This is a genomic window from Faecalibacillus sp. MSK20_93 (assembly GCF_020589945.1).
Classification (GTDB): domain Bacteria; phylum Bacillota_I; class Bacilli_A; order Erysipelotrichales; family Coprobacillaceae; genus Faecalibacillus; species Faecalibacillus intestinalis.
In genome coordinates this window covers 1-17774 of sequence record NZ_JAJDKA010000018.1, presented here as the reverse complement: position 1 = coordinate 17774, position 17774 = coordinate 1, and the positions used below count along the sequence as shown (strand labels likewise).

Below are 17774 nucleotides of genomic sequence, written 5' to 3'. Positions count from 1 at the left end.
AGTTGAAAATACTAATATGGTCTTTTTTCTAACCAAACTTTAAGATAACATCTAATTCCAACATATGCGCCCTGCGAAAGTACGAAAAGCAATAGAAGATTTACTGACAGTACTTTTTTGATTGATTCTCCAAAATAAATGACAATAGCAACACTTGTCAGTATCATTAGTAGAGTAATAACATCCCAACAGTTTTTCTTATATAATTCTATAACCTTTATTTCTATCAGTATCGCCAGCATCCCTGTTCCTGCCATACATATTCCTACAATCAATATTAGCAATAACCAATATACCATTCCGGCTATAAAAGCATTTGGAATTTTTGTACTAATCTGTGCCGCAGAATGCCCGGCATCAATCGTCCATCCGACAAAGGTTTGTATGAATGATGCTAAATCATTGAAGAATGATTTACAATCGACAAGGAACATATCTGACTGTACTGCCTGAAAAAGAGTGGTTGTCAACGAATACCATGCAAGAAGGAACAAGGTTGTTTGGAACATTACCGTTTTTGCTTTATACTGTCCTGCAAGTCGCTCTTTTTGTGTTTCGTATTTTGCTTTTGCATTCTGATAGGCTGTCCGGTTACAGGCTTCACATTTTTCATAGAGTACCGGCTTTTCTACCGGTATTTCTACGATTTTCTGATGTGTCCGGGCATAATCCCGTTCCTGTGTTAAATAGCATATTTTATCTTGACATTCCTCTATCATGACGTTTGCGCTTCGCAACTTCTCTTTCTCGATCCGCAATGCTCTGTCTGCCAGCTTCAAGTCGTTCTTTAATGCTTGAATATTCCCGGCTCTGTTCTCTTTGTTTAATTTCTCGTTCAAGGTCAGAGATTCGCTGAGCTGCGTCTTCAGTTCCACGATAAGCTGTTCTTTCTGTTCTAGTTCTTCTTGTATCTCCTCGGTCAAGAGCAGAAGTTCTTCCAACTGTTCGGCGTTCTTTGATTCTCTGGATTCGTTCATCTATATCACGTCCTTTCTCTATCTGCTGTTCCAGTTCAGCAATTCGGTGTTCTGTTTCAGTAATAAACTGTTTTCGCTGTTCAGCTTCTGTGCCAATTTCTGCCATTGCTGATTTTCGTTTTCCAAAAGCTCTATCTTCGTTTTCTGTTCTTCCATCTTGGAAAGCAGTTCCTCGGTATTTGGCAAAATGTTGAGCAGCTCGGATAACTCGTTGTTTAATTTTTGTAATTTCTGATTCTGTTTTTGCATAAGAGAGAGTTGAGTGTCCCGGTTCTGCATTTCCAGAATCATTTCTGCCATTAGGTTCTGCTGTTCTTCGATTTGACCAATCATGGATTCCATTAAGGGTATAATTTCCCGGCTTTCTTCTAATGTCATTTAATCGCTCCTTCCATAATGATAATGCACCCGATACTTTCCCAAAGGTGTTTAGTATCTTTTGCAATAACGTGTTTTGTTGTTTTATGATTTGATTTTCCGCTACTTTCCACGAGCCTTTTATTTCCTGCCCGGCAAAAAACTTTTGTTCAATCTTTCTTGCGTCAGCTCCTTCATGGATGGTAGGAATCTGGAGTTTTCCCTGCTTTTCATAAGAACGATGATCAACTTGATTATGCAAAGGCAGATGTTCATTACATACCTTTGCCCATTCACTCCGCCACAGTTCACAATTTTTTGGATTGTTCCATCCAGTAGCATCGGTCAGCACCCGTTTCCATTGCAGGCGGTTTCTTGCTCCAATCTTCTGAATTCCGTTTTCGTCTAATACAGGGATACGGATTCCATGACGGTCAGGGTTTTTCTTATCCTGCCACCAGTTCGGATGGGATTCATCAATCACGATATTTCCGTTTTTATCTCTGACAAAATCCCAATCCTTGACTTCTTTCTTTCCCCAAGAATGATCCGGGTTAAAAGGACGCATAGTTAGAAGCAGATGGACATGGGGGTTGCCATCCCCTTTGTCGTGGATACTCCAATCAGCGCACATTCCTCTATCTACAAAAGTTTTTTGGATATAGTCGGTTGTATATTGAATTTGTTCCTGTCTGCTCCATTCTTTGGGGAGGGCAAATTCAAATGACCTGCCAAGTTGGGCATCTGCACTTTTTTCAATCTTCAATACCTCATTCCATAACCGTTGTTTCTGAAATGTGATTTTAAATTTTTCTAAAGCAGCTTCTTTATCTTCTGACCTTTTGTATCGGACAGATTTTTGAAAGCGTTTTATATTTTCTTCTGGTACTATCTGCCATTCAGGAGGTGCGTTTTCGCACATCATCAGACTGGTGTAGACCACTTCTTTTTTAGAAGTGTAATAACTGATTCGCCCGGTTTCCTCGTTTTTCATCACATCCCCATTGAGATATGCGGAAGCGGAGATAACAGATTTCCCTTTACTTCGTCCGACTATTTTGATTGTGTAATGAAAAATCGCCATGTCTGGATTCCCCCTTTCTGCACATCCGGCATAGATTTCCGGCAACATTGCTTTCAGTTTTAGAAAAAGCAGTATTGCCGGAACGCCCTCTGCGTAAGAGTGCCCTGCGCATAGCAGCCTGCATGGAATGCGCCCCTCTGGCGAAGAGTGCCTCCTGCGGCATGAGCAGGTCTGGCTGAAAGCCCCGCCGACGGAACGAGCCCGGCAAGCGTGAGCGAAGACCGGTTGCCACTTGTGGCAAACTTATTGGGACGACCTCTGGTTGTCCATAAGTGCGCCCTTCATGAAAAAGCAATGAAGGGAATGAAAAACTCATCCCCCCCCCGCCATTACACTTCCTCCATATCGGTATGTGTTTCTTTCTGCATTGCCTTTGAAAAAAATTTCCCATTGGCTTCCTGCTTTTTCAGAAAACCAATCAGCTTTGGGATGTCCTCTTCCTCGATAGGCGCACCGAGAACGGATTCCACCGCACCGCCAACCTGACAGAGCCTATGGGTTCGTTTTTTACTTTCTTCGGCTTTCTTTCGTTTCAGAAGTTCTTTCTTCTGTGCTGCATATCGTTTTGCTTTTTCAAGGCTTTCCTGTTCCTTCTTTTCCATTTCAAGCATTCGTTCTTCATAACTTTTTGTTGATTTTGCCATGATTACATTCCCCTTTCTTTTACAAACATAAGTTCTCGGTTGCGTATCAGAAGAAGCACATGGTATAATCTTCTTGCGTGTAGGTATATCATGGCTTCGGTCTGATAGAACCCTTGGCGGTTTCTTTGGAAGCCGCCTTTTTAATTTGCCGCAGTTCTTGTTACGGCTTTTACATTTCCTCTATCCCTCAAATCACGACCTTCATTCGCTTCCATAAACATTTCCAGAATATCGGTTTTAATCAGGACTTTGCGACCAACCTTTAATACTGGAAGTTTCTTCCATTCTACAAGCTGTCTTAAGGTGTTTCTGCCGATTCCCGTATAGTCAGCAGCTTCTTCGATGGATAATGCAATTTTTCTTTGCGTCATATAATCACCTCCTTATAAATTGCATTATGCAATTCTTGTGATGTAAGTATATCCTTTTCATATCTTTTTGTCAAGCATTACGAAATATTAAAAATAATTTTTAAGTTGCATATTGCAATTACAGAAAAACAATGCTATAATTCATACATACCGAAAAAGGAGGCAGTCAGCATGAAAGATAAAGAACTACGCAAGCTGATAGGCAGCAGAGTAAAACAGCGCCGTCTGGAATTGAATCTGACACAGCCTTATGTCGCAGAAAAGATGGGTGTTACCGCTTCTACAATCCTGCGTTATGAGAATGGTTCGATTGACAATACGAAAAAAATGGTGCTGGAAGGTCTTTCGGAAGCACTCCATGTATCTGTGGAATGGCTCAAAGGGGAAACAGATGAATATGAAACCGACATTACGGATAAGAGAGAGTTACAGATTCGTGATGCGATGGGAGATATTCTGGAACAGTTACCGCTTGCCCTTACCAAAGAAGAAGATGCTTTTTCAAAAGATTTATTACTGCTGATGTTAAAACAATATGGTCTGTTTTTGGATTCCTTCCAGTTCGCCTGCAAAAACTTCAAGGGGAATGCTGGTCAGACGGATATTGCCAAAACAATAGGGTTTGAATCGAATGATGAATATAATGAGATTATGTTCTTAAGGGAAATCACTCACACCATCAATGCTTTTAATGAGATGGCAGACGTTGTAAGGCTCTATTCCAAGAAACCAAAAACAGCAGAACAAAGGCTTGCAAATCTTTTATCAGAAGTCTTATACGAAGATTCCGAATCGGTATAGTAAGACAACCGGAGTTATGATATACTTACACGCACGAAGCATTTCATCAGTTCCGATTGTCTAATATCGAAAGGAGACATACGATTATGGCAAAAGGATCTGTAAGAAAAAAAGGAAAGAAATGGTACTACCGCTTCTATGTAGAGGACGCAAGCGGCAATCTTGTTCAGAAAGAATGCGTTGGAACAGAAAGCAAAAGTGAAACTGAAAAGCTGCTCCGTCAGGCAATGGATGATTATGAGAAAAAGAAATTTGTTGCCAAAGCGGAAAATCTCACAGTCGGACAGCTTTTGGATGTGTGGGCAGAGGAGGAATTAAAAACAGGTACGCTCAGCAATGGTACGGTGGAGAATTACCTCGGAACAATCCGAAATATCAAGAAACACCCATTGGCAGAACGGAAACTGAAAAATGTAACCTCTGAGCATTTGCAATCCTTTTTTGATTTGCTTTCCTTCGGGGGAGTTCATCCCGACGGAAAAGAGAGAAAGGGTTACAGCAAAGATTATATCCATTCTTTTTCCGCAGTCATGCAGCAGTCCTTCCGTTTTGCAGTATTTCCAAAGCAGTATATTACGTTTAATCCCATGCAGTATATTAAACTGCGGTATCAGACGGATGAAGTTGATTTGTTTTCAGACGAGGACATGGACGGAAATATCCAACCAATTTCACGAGAAGATTATGAAAGATTGCTTGCTTATCTGAAAAAAAAGAACCCAGCCGCAATACTTCCAATCCAGATAGCCTATTATGCCGGGCTTCGTATTGGAGAAGCCTGCGGTTTGGCGTGGCAGGACGTAAATCTGGAAGAACAATGCCTTACCATAAGACGTAGCATCCGATACGATGGCTCAAAGCGCAAATATATCATCGGACCAACCAAGCGGAAAAAAGTGAGGATTGTTGATTTTGGAGATACGCTGGTAGAGATTTTCCGTAATGCCCGGAAAGAGCAGTTAAAAAATCGAATGCAGTACGGAGAACTTTATCACACGAACTACTACAAAGCGGTCAAAGAGAAAAACAGAGTGTACTACGAATATTATTGCTTAGACAGAACAGAGGAAGTCCCGGCAGATTATAAAGAAATTTCTTTCGTCTGTTTAAGACCGGATGGTTGTCTGGAACTTCCAACTACTTTGGGGACTGTTTGCAGAAAGGTGGCAAAAACATTAGAGGGATTTGAAGGCTTTCATTTCCACCAGTTACGTCACACCTATACAAGCAACCTTTTAGCAAATGGAGCTGCCCCAAAAGATGTGCAGGAACTGTTAGGACACTCAGATGTAAGTACCACAATGAATGTCTATGCTCACTCCACAAGAGATGCTAAACGAAAATCAGTTAGGCTTCTTGATAAAGTGGTAGGCAATGATTAAAAAAATTCCCTTATTTCCCTTGTGATTATCTCATAAGGGTAAAAATAAGGGAAACTACATATCATTTCACTAATGGACAGGCGGGAAAGCCTATAAAATGGGGAAAGTTAGAGAGATAATTATATAAATTCCAGTTTGTAGAATTCAAAATTTAATATGAAATGTGAGATAGAGCGTATGGAAATAAACTATACGTTCTATTTTTTTGCCTTTTTGAGAAAAATGATTAAAAAACTATTGACATTTTGTTACTGGGAAAACTGCTAAATCGATTCTTATTTCTGTAGGTGTGCGTTTATCAGCTTTTAACTTGGAAAGTATTGCTAGTTTAACTGCAATAGATGAGTTGGAACTTGATTTGGTGGGAGAAAGAAAAACTGCAATCTTTGCGGTTATTCCAGACAATGATTCAACATTCAACTTTCTTATCGGTATGCTTTATACTCAGCTTTTTCAAATGTTATATTATCAGGCGGATATTGTTCACGGTGGTGCTTTACCAGTGCCCGTACATTTTCTTATGGACGAATTTGCGAATGTGGCTTTACCAGATGAATTTGACAAATTGCTTTCTACAATGAGATCACGACTTATTTTTGTTTCAATCATTATACAGAATCTTGCTCAAATCAAAGGACTTTATAAAGATAGTTGGGAAAGTATCGTAGGAAATTGTGATACATTATACTATCTTGGTGGAAATGAACAGAGTACACACAAATTCATGTCAGAATATTTGGGAAAAGAGACACTTGATACAAATACTTACGGTAAATCAAGTGGGAGGTCAGGAAATTATTCAACAAATTATCAACAGGCAGGAAGAGAATTACTTACACCAGATGAGGTTAGATTATTAGATAATGATTATGGATTGCTTTTTATTAGAGGAGAAAGACCTGTATTTGATAAGAAGTATGATATTTTGAAACATCCAAGAATAAATGAAACTACGGATGGAAATGCAAAACCATATCTACATGGTAAAATCAAATATTCAATTGATGACTGGCAAAATATTTTATTGAGCGATAGAGAGTATGAATTATTAAGTGATGAAGATATGGACAACTACTTTAAACAATTAAATAGTAAATAGGAAAGCAGCTTTAGAAATAGAGCTGTTTTTATTTTGAAGGGAGAAAAACAGATGAGAAAATATTTAAAAAAATACAAAAAAACAATGAAGATATTTTTTGTTTATGCACTCAATATCTTTTTAATGAATTTCAAGGTAATTCAAGTTTATGCAGATGGAGATCCATTAACAGTTGTTAATAATCTTTCAACTTTTGTTTTTAGTTTAATTAGAGCTATTGGAATGATCATTTTAGGGTTTGGAATTGTACAGTTAGGATTGAGTTTAAAAAGTCATGATCCATCACAAAGAGCAAATGGATTTTTAACTGTAGCAGGTGGTATCGTTATTACTTTTGCAAAAGAAATTTTAAATACAATTACAGGATAGCGATTTTAAATGGGTAAGGCAGGTGATAGATATTGGGTAGTATTATTGATAACTTAACAAATGCAATCAATACATGGAATGAGAAACTTGCAGAAATATGGCTGTTATTAACACAGACACCTCAAAACTTTAAAGGCGGAAATATTTGGAATGTGATTGTGAAGATACATGGAGGTTTGCAAGCCATTGGACTAGCACTTCTTGTTCTTTTCTTTGCAGTAGGAATGGTAAAGACATGCAGTAATCTAAACGAGATAAAGCGACCCGAGCAGGCAATTCGTTTGTTTTTAAGGTTTGCAATTGCAAGAGGGCTAGTTGTTTATGGAATGGAATTGATGACAAAATTATTTGAGATTGTGCAAGGTATAACCTCTCAAATTATGACAACAGTAGGTGTTGGAACAGCAACATCTACTACTATTCCTCAAGAAATTATAGATGCAGTAGAGGAATGTGGATTTTTGGAAAGCATACCTGTTTGGGCGGTAACACTTTTAGGTGGTATTTTCATTACGATTTTGTCCTTTGTCCTCATACTTACTGTTTATGGTCGTTTCTTTAAATTGTATATGTATACGGCCATTTCTCCTGTGCCGCTTTCTACTGCTGCAGGAGAAAGTACACAGTCAGTAGCGATAACGTTTATTAAGTCTTATGTGGGTGTATGTCTAGAAGGAGCAATTATAGTTTTAGCCTGTATTATTTTTTCACAATTTGCAGGTTCACCACCAGTTGTAGATAGTGAAGTGAGTGCAATTTCCATGTTATGGAGCTATATTGGGGAACTTATTTTCAATATGCTGATTTTAGTTGGTACGGTAAAAATGTCAGATCGAATAGTTAAAGAAATGATGGGATTGTAATACTTTAATCTAAAATATTGAATATATAGTATTATAAGGGTATAATATTACTAGAATATTACTATATTGGAGGTGCTTATTATGAATATTCGTCCATCTGCAGCAATTAGACAAAATTATAATGAAATTGCAGACCTTTGTAGGACAAGTCAAGAACCTGTATATCTTACAAGAAACGGTGAAGGTGATTTAGTTGTTATGGATATGGAGACATTTAGTCGTAGGGAAAAAATGTTAGATTTACGTGAACAACTTCTTTCTGTAGAAGAAGATAGAATGGCAGGAAATAAAGGTTATACAATTGATGAATTAGATAAATACCTTGATGATATTATTTCAGGAGTATAGAAAATGGAATATGAGAAATATAAAGTAATTATTTCAGAAAAGGCAAAAAATATGCTTGCATCAAATATTGCTTTTATTGCTAAGGTAAGTGCTGATGCAGCAACAAAACAAAAAAAGGCGGTTATTGATGGTATACGATCATTAGAGCAAATGCCCAAACGCTATCCTTTTTTTAACGAAGAATATATACCACCAAACAAATATAGAAAAATGTTTATAAAAAAATGGTATTTGATTTTATATCAAATTCAAGAAGATGTTGTATACGTTGATTATATACTTGATTATAGAAAAGATTATCAATGGTTAGATAAGTAAAGAGTTAATGGCAAGAGAAATTTCCTCTTGCTTTTTATTTGTGAAAAAAGAGGAAGGAGTAATATGGAAGTAAAAATTAATAAAGAGATAAGAGAATATACAGAAGGCATTTTTTTAGGATTATCCCTAAGACAATGCTTTTTTTCTTTTTTAGCGTGTGTAATGGCAGTTATATTTTATTTTTTATTCATTGATCATTTAGGAATGGAGATAACAAGTTGGTTGTGTATGATTTCAGCTGCACCATTTGCAGCACTTGGATTCATTAGATTTCAAGGAATGAATGCTGAACAGATTGTTATATGTGCGATACGCTCACTATTGATTAAACAACATAATTTGATATTTAAACCACAAAATTTATATTACGAATATTTAAAAGAATTTTTAGAAATTAAAAGAAAGGAGTCTATTGATCCAAATGATAAAAAGCTACGAAAGATTGAAAAAACAAAACAAAGAAAAAATAAGTGTTCCCAAAAGCGCACAGGATCTAATTGATATTGATACTCTCTATAAAGATGGTATTTTTTGTTCTAAGAACAAATATTCTAAAACATATAGATTTAAGGATATTAATTATTCAATTGCTTCAAAGGATGAAAAGGTTGGATTGTTTTTAAATTATAGTGAATTGCTTAATTCATTAGACAGTTCAACAATGACAAAGATTACAATCAATAATAGAAAAATTAATATAAAAGAATTTAAAGAAAAGATTTTAATTCCATTAAGAAATGATCATCTTGATAAATATCGAAAAGAATACAATGATATGTTATTAGAGAAAGTATCTGGAGCAGATGGAATTATTCAAGAAAAGTATATAACAATAACTGCCTTTAAAAAGAATGTAGAAGAAGCAAGAAATTTCTTTTCAAGGGTAACTGTAGAATTATCATCTCATTTTTCTAAATTGGGTTCTCAATTAGAAGAACTTGATGCTATTGAAAGATTAAAAATTCTTCATGATTTTTATAGAAACGGACATGAAGAACAGTTTTCATTTGATATGGATGCTTCAATGAGAAAGGGACATCATTTTAAAGATGCTATCTGTCCACAAATGCCAAAATTTCATGATAAATATTTTCAATTAGGAGATAAGTATGGAAGAGTTATGTATTTAAGTGAGTATGCAAGATATGTAAAGGATAGTTTTATATCAGAACTTTGTTCATTAAATAAAAATCTTATGTATTCAATGGATATTATTACAGTTCCAACAGACGAGGCAGTAAAAGAGGTCGAAAGGAAATGGCTTGGTGTTGAAACTAATATTACAAATTGGCAAAGAAGACAGAACGCAAATAACAATTTCAGTGCTGTAATTCCTTATGATATGGAACTTCAAAGAAAAGAGAGCAAAGAATTTTTAGATGATTTAACAGTAAGGGATCAACGTATGATGTTGGGGTGTATGACAATCGTTCATTTAGCTGATAGTCTAGAAGAACTTGATAACGATACAGAAGCACTTATGGCAGTTGCTAGAAAGTATATGTGTGAATTGGATATATTGTTTTTTGCAAGTAGACAGTTAGATGGCCTATCAAGTGTTTTACCAATTGGAACAAATAAACTAAATATTGTAAGAACATTGCTTACAGAAAGTATGGCTGTCTTTATCCCTTTTAGAGCACAGGAAGTTGTTGATGATGGTGGCATTTGGTTTGGACAAAATGCTATTACAAATAATTTAATTATGTGCAATAAAGAAAAATTAATGAATCCTAATGCCTTTCAGTTAGGAGTACCCGGCTCTGGAAAATCCTTTTTGACAAAGGAACAAATCGTATTTTTAGCTCTTGCAACTCAAGATGATATTATTATCTGTGATCCAGAAGCAGAGTATTCACTTTTAGTTAAAGAGTTGGGAGGAGAAGTTATAGCGATTGCCGCAGGAAGTGAAAATCATATTAATGCAATGGATATGCTGGAAGGTTATGGTGATAGTGGTAATCCAGTTGGAGATAAGTCACAATTTATCATGTCTTTATTTGAACAGTTGGATAGAGATGGAATTAAACCAGTAGACAGGTCGATCATTGATAGATGTGTAACTTTGGTATTTCAGGATTATTATCGAACAAGGAAAATGCCTACACTTGTTACGTTGAGAGAGAAGCTGTTAGAACAACCTGAAATAGAAGCAAGAAGTTTAGCATTGAAACTTGAATTGTTTACGGACGGCTCATTAGATGCATTTGCACATCAAACAAATGTAAATACTTCAAGCAGAATTGTATCATATGATATTTTTAAACTTGGAAAACAGTTAAAGACAATGGGACTATTAGTAATCACGGACGCAATGATTAACCGTGTTAATGAAAATTGGCGAAAAGGTAAAAGGACACATATCATTCTTGATGAATTTCATGTGGTTTTTGAAAATGAAGAGAGTGCTTCTTTCTTTAACTCGGCATGGAGACAATTTAGAAAAAGAGATGGCTATCCTATTGGAATTACACAGAATGTTGAATATCTGTTAGATAGTGTTCAGGCAAGTACGATGCTTTCTAACAGTGAATTTGTTGTTATGTTAAATCAGTCATATCAAGATAGAGAAAAGCTTGCAAAATTACTGAATATTTCTGATGAACAGTTAAGTTATATAACTAATGCACAATCAGGATGTGGATTAATTAAATATGGTGGAAACATCGTACCTTTTATAAATAGATTTCCAAAAAAATACATTGCTATATAAATTGATGTCAACAAAACCATCAGAAAAGAATAAGTAACAAATTTATTGCTCTTGATAATCATCAAGAGCAATAGTAAAATATCCATAAAGGAGTAGGATGGTTATGGATAGAAATCAAATAAAAGCAATAATGAATGATATATATACCTCAAGCGAAGCAGCGGAGTATTTACAAATCTCCACACAAAGATTAAATCAATTAGTTCATGACAAACAAATTGAGCCAATAAAGGTAAGTAAATCAATTATGTTATTTTTAAAAGAGGATCTAGAAAAAAGAAAAATTACAAATGTATCTAATAATAAAAATACAACAAAAGCAGGAATGTTTAATATTAACAATGCTTATGTTCGAGATGCTATTTTATATTATACGATTCAACAATATTTTAATAACAATGATAAAAAGACATGTGAATATATAGATCAATTAGAAAAAATAGACCATTTTGATTTTAGAAGTGGATTAAAAAATAATATTCCCTATTTGTCATCAAAATTAAATATTTCAGAAAAAGAGTTTTATAACTGTTATCTGAAAGTAAAAGATAGCTTTGCAAAATTAACAGATGATGTCATTTTAGTAAAAAAAGGTGATGGAATATATTCAAAGTTATTAGCTGATACTCAAGGAACACCACCATTTCTATTTCTAAAAGGAAATGTTCATTTATTGAATGAAAAGTCTGTATGTGTTGTTGGAAGCAGAAATGCTTCAATAGATTCAATGAAGAAGACAGAAAAAATCGTAAAGTCACTTATCAAAAGAAATATTGTTGTTAATGCTGGTCTTGCTAAAGGAATCGATACAGCTACTCATAAATCAGCCTTACAAAATGGAGGAAGAACAATTGCAGTTATAGGAACACCAATTAACCAATATTATCCAAAAGAAAATAAAGAATTGCAATTAGCTATTGAAGAAAAAGGGTTAGTGGTTTCACAATTTCCACCATGTAATCCAGTTTATAGATGGAACTTCCCAACAAGAAATGGGACAATGAGTGGAATCTCATTAGCAACGATTATCATGGAAGCAGGAGAAACAAGTGGAGCTTTAAAACAAGCTGATTACGCTCTAAAACAAGGAAGAGATGTTTTAATACCACAATCAGCTATTAATAATTCTTCTATATCATGGCCAAAGAAATACCTAAAAAAAGGAGCACATTCTTTTAAAAATCTAAAAGAGGTTTTAGAAATATTAAATAAAAATGAAGTTCTTTATAATTTGTTTAACAACGATGATATGGAGGAAGTAAGTAATGTGGAAATGGACTAGACCAGATAATATACAGTTACTAATGTTAGATGGCGATACATTAGAAGAAGAATTTTTAACTTATCCATATTCTAAAGATGGTAAGATTATTAAAAAAATTATTGTGACAAAGACTGATAAATTGATAAGTTATGAAAATTCTATTATGTATTTTGACTTGTATGATTTAATACAGGAAGTAATGGAAAAAGAAAAATGTGAATCCTATGCAATTATTTCTATAAGTAAAGATATTTTATTTTTAAAATCTATGATTGAATATCATATAGGAACAATACTGGTTGGAAATTTAATACATGATTTCTTAAAGAATATACCAGATTATGATGTTTTAACTATAAAACAGATTGTGGAAGTTCTTAATTATGACAGGAAAGGATATTGTGCAGAAATATTCGCAACATATGAATCGTCTAAAAAGACTATGTCACTATTATTTTGTAATGAATCTATTACTTTAGCTGATGGAAGTGAGAGAGTTGTGGATTTATATTTTGGTGGTAGATACTATGCTAATAAACACATGTATATTTTGAATGATCCTTTATCACATATAGTTAAACAATTTAAATCTCGATATGTTAAGGTTGTTGATTTGTTTTTTGATTTAGCTTGTCGATATATTGCTCAAATAGAAAATGTAGATAGCTTTACTTATATTCCTTTGAAGCCTGCAGATATAAAAGAAGGTAAGTTTGATAGATTCAATAATTTAAAACTTATAGGATTAAAAAAAGAAAATATGCAATTAGATACTTTTCTTAGATGCATAAAGGATTTTTCCCAAAAGGGTAATGATTTATATGTGAGAAGGGAAATAGTAAAAGGTGCTTTTGAAGTAATAAAAGATGTTGAAAATAAAACAATTGTTATAATTGATGATGTTTTCTCTACTGGTTCAACAATTCTTGAGGCAGTAAAAATATTGTATGAAGCAGGTGCAAAGAAAGTTATTGCTGTATTATTATCAGTTAATCAATTAACGGAATCATCTATCAAATATAAAAATTTAAAATGTAATATTTGTGGAAGTAATATGAAATTAAGAATGAATAAATCAAGTGGACAATTGTTCTTTGGATGTGAAAATTATCAAGAACATGAAAATGGTAAATCAAGTACAATTGATCTGTTAAGTGGAATGGATACATTAAAAGAAATTAATAAATTAGAAGTAGTTGACATAGTTGACTTACAGGATGAATTTTAAATATTTGGATATGCTTTTGATAAAGGCATATCTTTTTTTATAGGAGGAAATAACAATATGGATAAACAATTACCAGCAATATACAATGATCCTTATATTAGTGAATATTTTAAGATACTTTATAAGGAACATAAAGAGAATAAAATAAATGAAACTAAAGAATTACTCGATTATATTTCAAATATGGAAAAGAAGATAGATTATATGACAAGTGAAGTCTTAGAATTAAAGAATACAATAGAACAATTACAAAATCCAACTATTCGAGAAATTATGAAAAGTATAACTGAAGATATAAAAAAGACAGTAGATAATGGAAAGAAACAATTAAGTGATATAAAATCAAATATTTTATCTTCAGTAAAAGAATGTGTGAATCAGTTTAAGCAACATGGTAAACAGGCAGTTATCAAAACAATTGAAATTTCACATTTTAAAGTGGCTCTTGGAAAATTCCATAGGTCACTTTTTAAATGTGTTAATAAAACACATCTACTTATAAATAAATGTGATGCTGTTACTAACGAATTAAGAAATACAAAGATGAATTTTAAAAATATCGGAGCAATTATTATGGGAAAACCACCAGTTAATAAAAGACCAGAAGTGAATAAAATGAATTTTATTCAAAGAACATCACGCTCAATGCTGTCTAATTTAGAAAAAATGATTGTAAAAACTTCAAAGATGATTCATCGAGTGGATAATATAGATAAAAAGTCTGTAAAAAGTGAAATAAAATATTTAGAAAGCAAGACGGCAGAAAAATCAATAAAAAATAAAATGAAAGAAAAAAAAATAAGATAGTGAGGGGAATATAATGAAGTATTTTAACAATGAACATAAAAAAGCATATCATTTAGCTATAGAAAAAAGTGGAATTAATGATGTTTATCATCAATCGCTATTTTATACATTAACCATTGATAAAGATTGCAGAGAGCATATTAATGATCTTTATGATTTTAATAGAAACAGTATTAAACTGTCAGGACTAGGTAAATCATGGCATACTTCAGGATCAATTAATACAACGCTGATGGGTTTCAATTTGTTCAATGGTTATGTAGATGAAAAAAATGCAAAAGCTTCAACACCTTATGAACTGTTTTCATGTGAATACAGTTCTTTTTTTATGGAGTCAATAAAATTAAGATATCCTGAATATTATAAATCTAGAAAAGATAAGAGTTTTGATAACTGTTTATGATAAAGAATATTAAGACAAAAGAAACAATTAAGGATATTAAGACTCTTGATAAGAAAAAGATGCTAGATTCTTTTAATAAAAAGCAAAGTATTAATACAAAAAATAATGTACAGGATGAAAAGGAAAATAAAGAGTCAAATTATGCAATAAATAAAATCAAAGGTGCAAGTGAAAAAACACTTGTTAGTGCTAGAATAAAAATAAAGAAATATCGAAACCAAAAAAGAAAAAATGAAAAGTTTATAAAGGAAAACAGTACAAAAAAGGGTAATATTAAATTAAAAAACATAAAATTATCAACAGCTAAGAATAAAATTAATTCCAGAACAAGTGGTAATTTATCGAACACAATTAATCAAACTTTGTCGAATCAGACAATAAGTCAATCAAGAATGTTGAACAAATATAGAAAATCATTAAATAAGTTTAATGGAACAACCACAATGAAATATTCAGGTAATAAAATTATAGATTTTATAAAAAAGCTGATAAGTTTTGTAAAAAAGCCAATAGCAATCATGAATCATTTGATTTCTTATGGAACAGGAATGATTATTCTAATAGTGATTGTTTTATTTATTGGGGTATTTTCTGCTTTGTCAGATGATTCCAGTGTAAATACGTCTGTAGAAGGACTCAGTTCAGAAGTAATAGCTTATACACCAGTGATTGAAAAATATGCGTTGGAAAGTGGAATTGATGATTATGTTTCTTTGATACAGGCAGTAATGATGCAAGAAAGCGGAGGAAAGGGAAATGACCCTATGCAGTCATCAGAATGTGGATTTAATGAAAAATATCCAAGGGTTCATAATGGAATAACAGATGCTGATTATTCCATTAAGGTAGGAATACAACATTTAGCTAGTTGCTTAAACGATGCAAAAGTAGCTTCAAGTGGAGATACCGAGCATATATCATTAGCCCTTCAAGGGTATAATTATGGAAACGGATATATAAGTTGGGCAAATGAACATTTTGGAGGATATACTAGAGCAAATGCAAAGGTGTTTTCTGATGAAATGAAGGCAAAATTAAAAACAAATGTTTATGGTGATCCTGATTACGTTGCACATGTTTTAAGGTATTATCATATTGGAAATAACAATATAGTAGAAGTTGCAAAGTCACAAGTTGGAACAACAAGTGGAAGTAAATATTGGACATGGTATGGATTCAATAAAAAAGTAAATTGGTGTGCCATTTTTGTATCATGGTGTGCAAATGAAAGTGGAATGTTAGATGATAGTTCAGTACCAAAGTTTTCTCTATGTACAGATGGAGAAAATTGGTATAAGAAAAATAACAGATGGAAAGATAAAACTTATGTGCCAATGACAGGAAATATTATATTTTTTGATTGGCAACAGGATGGTCATACAGATCATGTAGGTATTGTTGAAAAAGTTGAAAATGGAAAAGTATTCACTATAGAAGGTAATAGCAAAAATGAGGTTAGAGAAAAAAGTTATAATTTAAGTAGCAAATCTATTTATGGGTATGGAGTTTAAAAAAATTTTCTGTCACTAATTTATTTATTGTTATATTCTATAATCACTTTTTCATTTGGAAAAAATTGAGATGATTTTTTTGGTAAGATTATATTTTAGAAGTTTTTAAAGTTAATACGTAAAATATTATTTTTCATAGTATTAAGAAATTCATCTCTTAATCGTTGACTATTAAAATTATGCGGGTAATGTGCTCATTATATAACAAAAAGAACAATGTTACAGTTTTGACTATTTCATTGTTCTTTTTTTATTTTTTTCAGAGAATTTTGTTACAGATCCAGTCACTTTATTAATTTTAAGAACTTATTGTAAAACTAAAATTATAATTTGAACTATATTTTTTTGTATTAAAGTCATAACCTTTTACTGTAAGGTAAATGTATAATTTATTATTCTTTTTTTCGTGTTTTCTTGAAACCATTGTGATGCTATATCCATTATTGTTTTTAACTGCATAATTTCCCCATGAATTAAAGGATATTACCTTAGTACTGAGATCTTTATTAATAACAACACATTGTTCAAATTGACCATATTGTCCTACTTTAAAAGTATCTGATCTTCTAACAAACTGCTGATATTCTGCAAAAACTTGGATAGGTATTAATAGAACTAATAAAAAGATAAATAAAGATACATATTTTTTGATTTTAATCACCCCTCCTATAAAATAAATATTAATGAAAACGTTTTCTATCTTAAATATAGCATAAAGAATATTTTTGTCAATAAACACATATATAAAATAGGTAATATTATAAAATAATAAATAAGAATATGACTTGTTAGCATCGTATAATTTTGAAGTCTACTTTTAGTTGTTATGTAAGTAGTCTCTAAATTAAGGTAGAACGATAATTTATTATTTTTTAATTCAAACTATATAAACTAGTAGTACTTGAATTAAAATTATTGTATATGAAAAAAGTATTGTTGGAATACTTGGTTATTTTAATTATAAATTTTCAAATATTTTACGAAAATAGTGGATAGATATATCTTGAAGAGTGGTTATATGAAGGTATAAATGTGTATGCAAAGGAAAACTTTATATAGTTTATTTTCAAACGAGCGAGAAATAAAATTAGACTTTCTTGAAATAAGTAGGAAATCTATAAAATATATAGATAAAGTCAAAATTTAAATAGAATTCAAAAAATAAAAAAGAGGAGAAGAATAAAATGGACCCTGTAAAACGGACACAAGAAAAAAAGTACTTTGGTGCTTAGTCC

Annotated in this window: 17 protein-coding genes and 2 pseudogenes; 14 read left to right on the top strand and 5 right to left on the bottom strand. The window is 32.6% G+C overall.

Annotated elements, in window-relative coordinates:
* Positions 1–11: 11 nt before the first annotated feature.
* The 4 genes from LJD34_RS07085 to LJD34_RS07070 all read right to left on the bottom strand — a co-directional run bounded on the left by LJD34_RS07085 (position 12) and on the right by LJD34_RS07070 (position 3433).
* A complete protein-coding gene (locus LJD34_RS07085; RefSeq protein ID WP_008394183.1) occupies positions 12–719 on the bottom strand; it encodes a DUF6040 family protein in 708 nt (235 codons plus the stop codon).
* Complete coding sequence (locus tag LJD34_RS07080) at positions 697–2418, bottom strand: MobA/MobL family protein (RefSeq protein WP_227359522.1); 1722 nt, start codon at positions 2416–2418, stop codon at positions 697–699. The genes LJD34_RS07085 and LJD34_RS07080 overlap by 23 nt, the downstream gene beginning before the upstream one ends.
* Positions 2419–2747: 329 nt before the next feature.
* Positions 2748–3062 carry a hypothetical protein gene (locus tag LJD34_RS07075; RefSeq protein ID WP_005608351.1) on the bottom strand — a complete coding sequence of 105 codons (315 nt, stop codon included), beginning with the start codon at positions 3060–3062 and terminating at the stop codon, positions 2748–2750.
* A 140-nt stretch (positions 3063–3202) separates the two neighbouring features.
* Positions 3203–3433, bottom strand: coding sequence for a helix-turn-helix domain-containing protein (locus LJD34_RS07070; protein WP_004843519.1), 231 nt, complete (start codon positions 3431–3433; stop codon positions 3203–3205).
* Positions 3434–3604: 171 nt separating this feature from the next.
* On the opposite strand from LJD34_RS07070, the gene LJD34_RS07065 reads away from it, so the two are divergent.
* From LJD34_RS07065 to LJD34_RS07000, 14 genes and pseudogenes are all read left to right on the top strand, one after another.
* Entirely contained in the window at positions 3605–4234 is a 630-nt protein-coding gene (locus tag LJD34_RS07065; protein WP_005608353.1) for a helix-turn-helix domain-containing protein, read from the top strand.
* An 86-nt stretch (positions 4235–4320) separates the two neighbouring features.
* The gene (locus tag LJD34_RS07060) at positions 4321–5616 is read left to right on the top strand and encodes a tyrosine-type recombinase/integrase (protein WP_009265517.1); all 1296 of its coding nucleotides are present in this window, start codon (positions 4321–4323) and stop codon (positions 5614–5616) included.
* 253 nt (positions 5617–5869) lie between these two features.
* Positions 5870–6715, top strand: a pseudogene (locus LJD34_RS07055) (VirD4-like conjugal transfer protein, CD1115 family); the annotation flags it as partial.
* Between the two features lie 123 nt (positions 6716–6838).
* Positions 6839–7084, top strand: a complete 246-nt coding sequence (locus tag LJD34_RS07050) for a glutamyl-tRNA amidotransferase (protein WP_227279869.1) — start codon at positions 6839–6841, stop codon at positions 7082–7084.
* A 32-nt stretch (positions 7085–7116) separates the two neighbouring features.
* Positions 7117–7947, top strand: a complete 831-nt coding sequence (locus LJD34_RS07045; RefSeq protein WP_195941271.1) for a hypothetical protein — start codon at positions 7117–7119, stop codon at positions 7945–7947.
* Between the two features lie 81 nt (positions 7948–8028).
* On the top strand, positions 8029–8295 hold the full coding sequence (locus tag LJD34_RS07040) for a type II toxin-antitoxin system Phd/YefM family antitoxin (protein WP_032089838.1): 267 nt from the start codon (positions 8029–8031) through the stop codon (positions 8293–8295).
* Positions 8296–8298: 3 nt separating this feature from the next.
* Positions 8299–8613 carry a type II toxin-antitoxin system RelE/ParE family toxin gene (locus LJD34_RS07035; RefSeq protein WP_032089839.1) on the top strand — a complete coding sequence of 105 codons (315 nt, stop codon included), beginning with the start codon at positions 8299–8301 and terminating at the stop codon, positions 8611–8613.
* 63 nt (positions 8614–8676) lie between these two features.
* Positions 8677–9114, top strand: a complete 438-nt coding sequence (locus tag LJD34_RS07030; RefSeq protein ID WP_227359521.1) for a PrgI family protein — start codon at positions 8677–8679, stop codon at positions 9112–9114.
* Positions 9035–11363 (top strand): annotated as a pseudogene (locus LJD34_RS07025) (VirB4-like conjugal transfer ATPase, CD1110 family). Before LJD34_RS07030 ends, LJD34_RS07025 begins: the two are co-directional and overlap by 80 nt.
* 66 nt (positions 11364–11429) lie before the next feature.
* A complete protein-coding gene (locus LJD34_RS07020; RefSeq protein WP_227359520.1) occupies positions 11430–12608 on the top strand; it encodes a DNA-protecting protein DprA in 1179 nt (392 codons plus the stop codon).
* Positions 12592–13818, top strand: a complete 1227-nt coding sequence (locus tag LJD34_RS07015) for a ComF family protein (RefSeq protein ID WP_227359519.1) — start codon at positions 12592–12594, stop codon at positions 13816–13818. Before LJD34_RS07020 ends, LJD34_RS07015 begins: the two co-directional genes overlap by 17 nt.
* A gap of 57 nt (positions 13819–13875) precedes the next feature.
* The gene (locus tag LJD34_RS07010; protein WP_227359518.1) at positions 13876–14625 is read left to right on the top strand and encodes a DUF6674 family protein; all 750 of its coding nucleotides are present in this window, start codon (positions 13876–13878) and stop codon (positions 14623–14625) included.
* Positions 14626–14638: 13 nt separating this feature from the next.
* Entirely contained in the window at positions 14639–15028 is a 390-nt protein-coding gene (locus LJD34_RS07005) for a DUF6075 family protein (RefSeq protein ID WP_118662141.1), read from the top strand.
* Positions 15025–16539 (top strand): lysozyme family protein, encoded by a 1515-nt coding sequence (locus LJD34_RS07000; protein ID WP_227359517.1) that lies wholly within the window; start codon positions 15025–15027, stop codon positions 16537–16539. Before LJD34_RS07005 ends, LJD34_RS07000 begins: the two co-directional genes overlap by 4 nt.
* A gap of 298 nt (positions 16540–16837) precedes the next feature.
* Here the strand turns inward: LJD34_RS07000 and LJD34_RS06995 are convergent, their stop codons facing one another.
* Positions 16838–17200 (bottom strand): hypothetical protein, encoded by a 363-nt coding sequence (locus LJD34_RS06995; protein ID WP_032089845.1) that lies wholly within the window; start codon positions 17198–17200, stop codon positions 16838–16840.
* Between the last annotated feature and the right edge of the window lie 574 nt (positions 17201–17774).

What these genes read in the sequence shown, in the direction of transcription:
- LJD34_RS07050 (WP_227279869.1), top strand. Translation starts at nt 6,839, where the DNA reads ATGAATTTCAAGGTAATTCAAGTTTATGCAGATGGAGATCCATTAACA.
- LJD34_RS07080 (WP_227359522.1), bottom strand. Translation starts at nt 2,418, where the DNA reads ATGGCGATTTTTCATTACACAATCAAAATAGTCGGACGAAGTAAAGGG.
- LJD34_RS07075 (WP_005608351.1), bottom strand. Translation starts at nt 3,062, where the DNA reads ATGGCAAAATCAACAAAAAGTTATGAAGAACGAATGCTTGAAATGGAA.
- LJD34_RS07005 (WP_118662141.1), top strand. Translation starts at nt 14,639, where the DNA reads ATGAAGTATTTTAACAATGAACATAAAAAAGCATATCATTTAGCTATA.
- LJD34_RS07000 (WP_227359517.1), top strand. Translation starts at nt 15,025, where the DNA reads ATGATAAAGAATATTAAGACAAAAGAAACAATTAAGGATATTAAGACT.
- LJD34_RS07030 (WP_227359521.1), top strand. Translation starts at nt 8,677, where the DNA reads ATGGAAGTAAAAATTAATAAAGAGATAAGAGAATATACAGAAGGCATT.
- LJD34_RS07060 (WP_009265517.1), top strand. Translation starts at nt 4,321, where the DNA reads ATGGCAAAAGGATCTGTAAGAAAAAAAGGAAAGAAATGGTACTACCGC.
- LJD34_RS07015 (WP_227359519.1), top strand. Translation starts at nt 12,592, where the DNA reads ATGTGGAAATGGACTAGACCAGATAATATACAGTTACTAATGTTAGAT.
- LJD34_RS07085 (WP_008394183.1), bottom strand. Translation starts at nt 719, where the DNA reads ATGATAGAGGAATGTCAAGATAAAATATGCTATTTAACACAGGAACGG.
- LJD34_RS07040 (WP_032089838.1), top strand. Translation starts at nt 8,029, where the DNA reads ATGAATATTCGTCCATCTGCAGCAATTAGACAAAATTATAATGAAATT.
- LJD34_RS07065 (WP_005608353.1), top strand. Translation starts at nt 3,605, where the DNA reads ATGAAAGATAAAGAACTACGCAAGCTGATAGGCAGCAGAGTAAAACAG.
- LJD34_RS07035 (WP_032089839.1), top strand. Translation starts at nt 8,299, where the DNA reads ATGGAATATGAGAAATATAAAGTAATTATTTCAGAAAAGGCAAAAAAT.
- LJD34_RS07010 (WP_227359518.1), top strand. Translation starts at nt 13,876, where the DNA reads ATGGATAAACAATTACCAGCAATATACAATGATCCTTATATTAGTGAA.
- LJD34_RS07070 (WP_004843519.1), bottom strand. Translation starts at nt 3,433, where the DNA reads ATGACGCAAAGAAAAATTGCATTATCCATCGAAGAAGCTGCTGACTAT.
- LJD34_RS07020 (WP_227359520.1), top strand. Translation starts at nt 11,430, where the DNA reads ATGGATAGAAATCAAATAAAAGCAATAATGAATGATATATATACCTCA.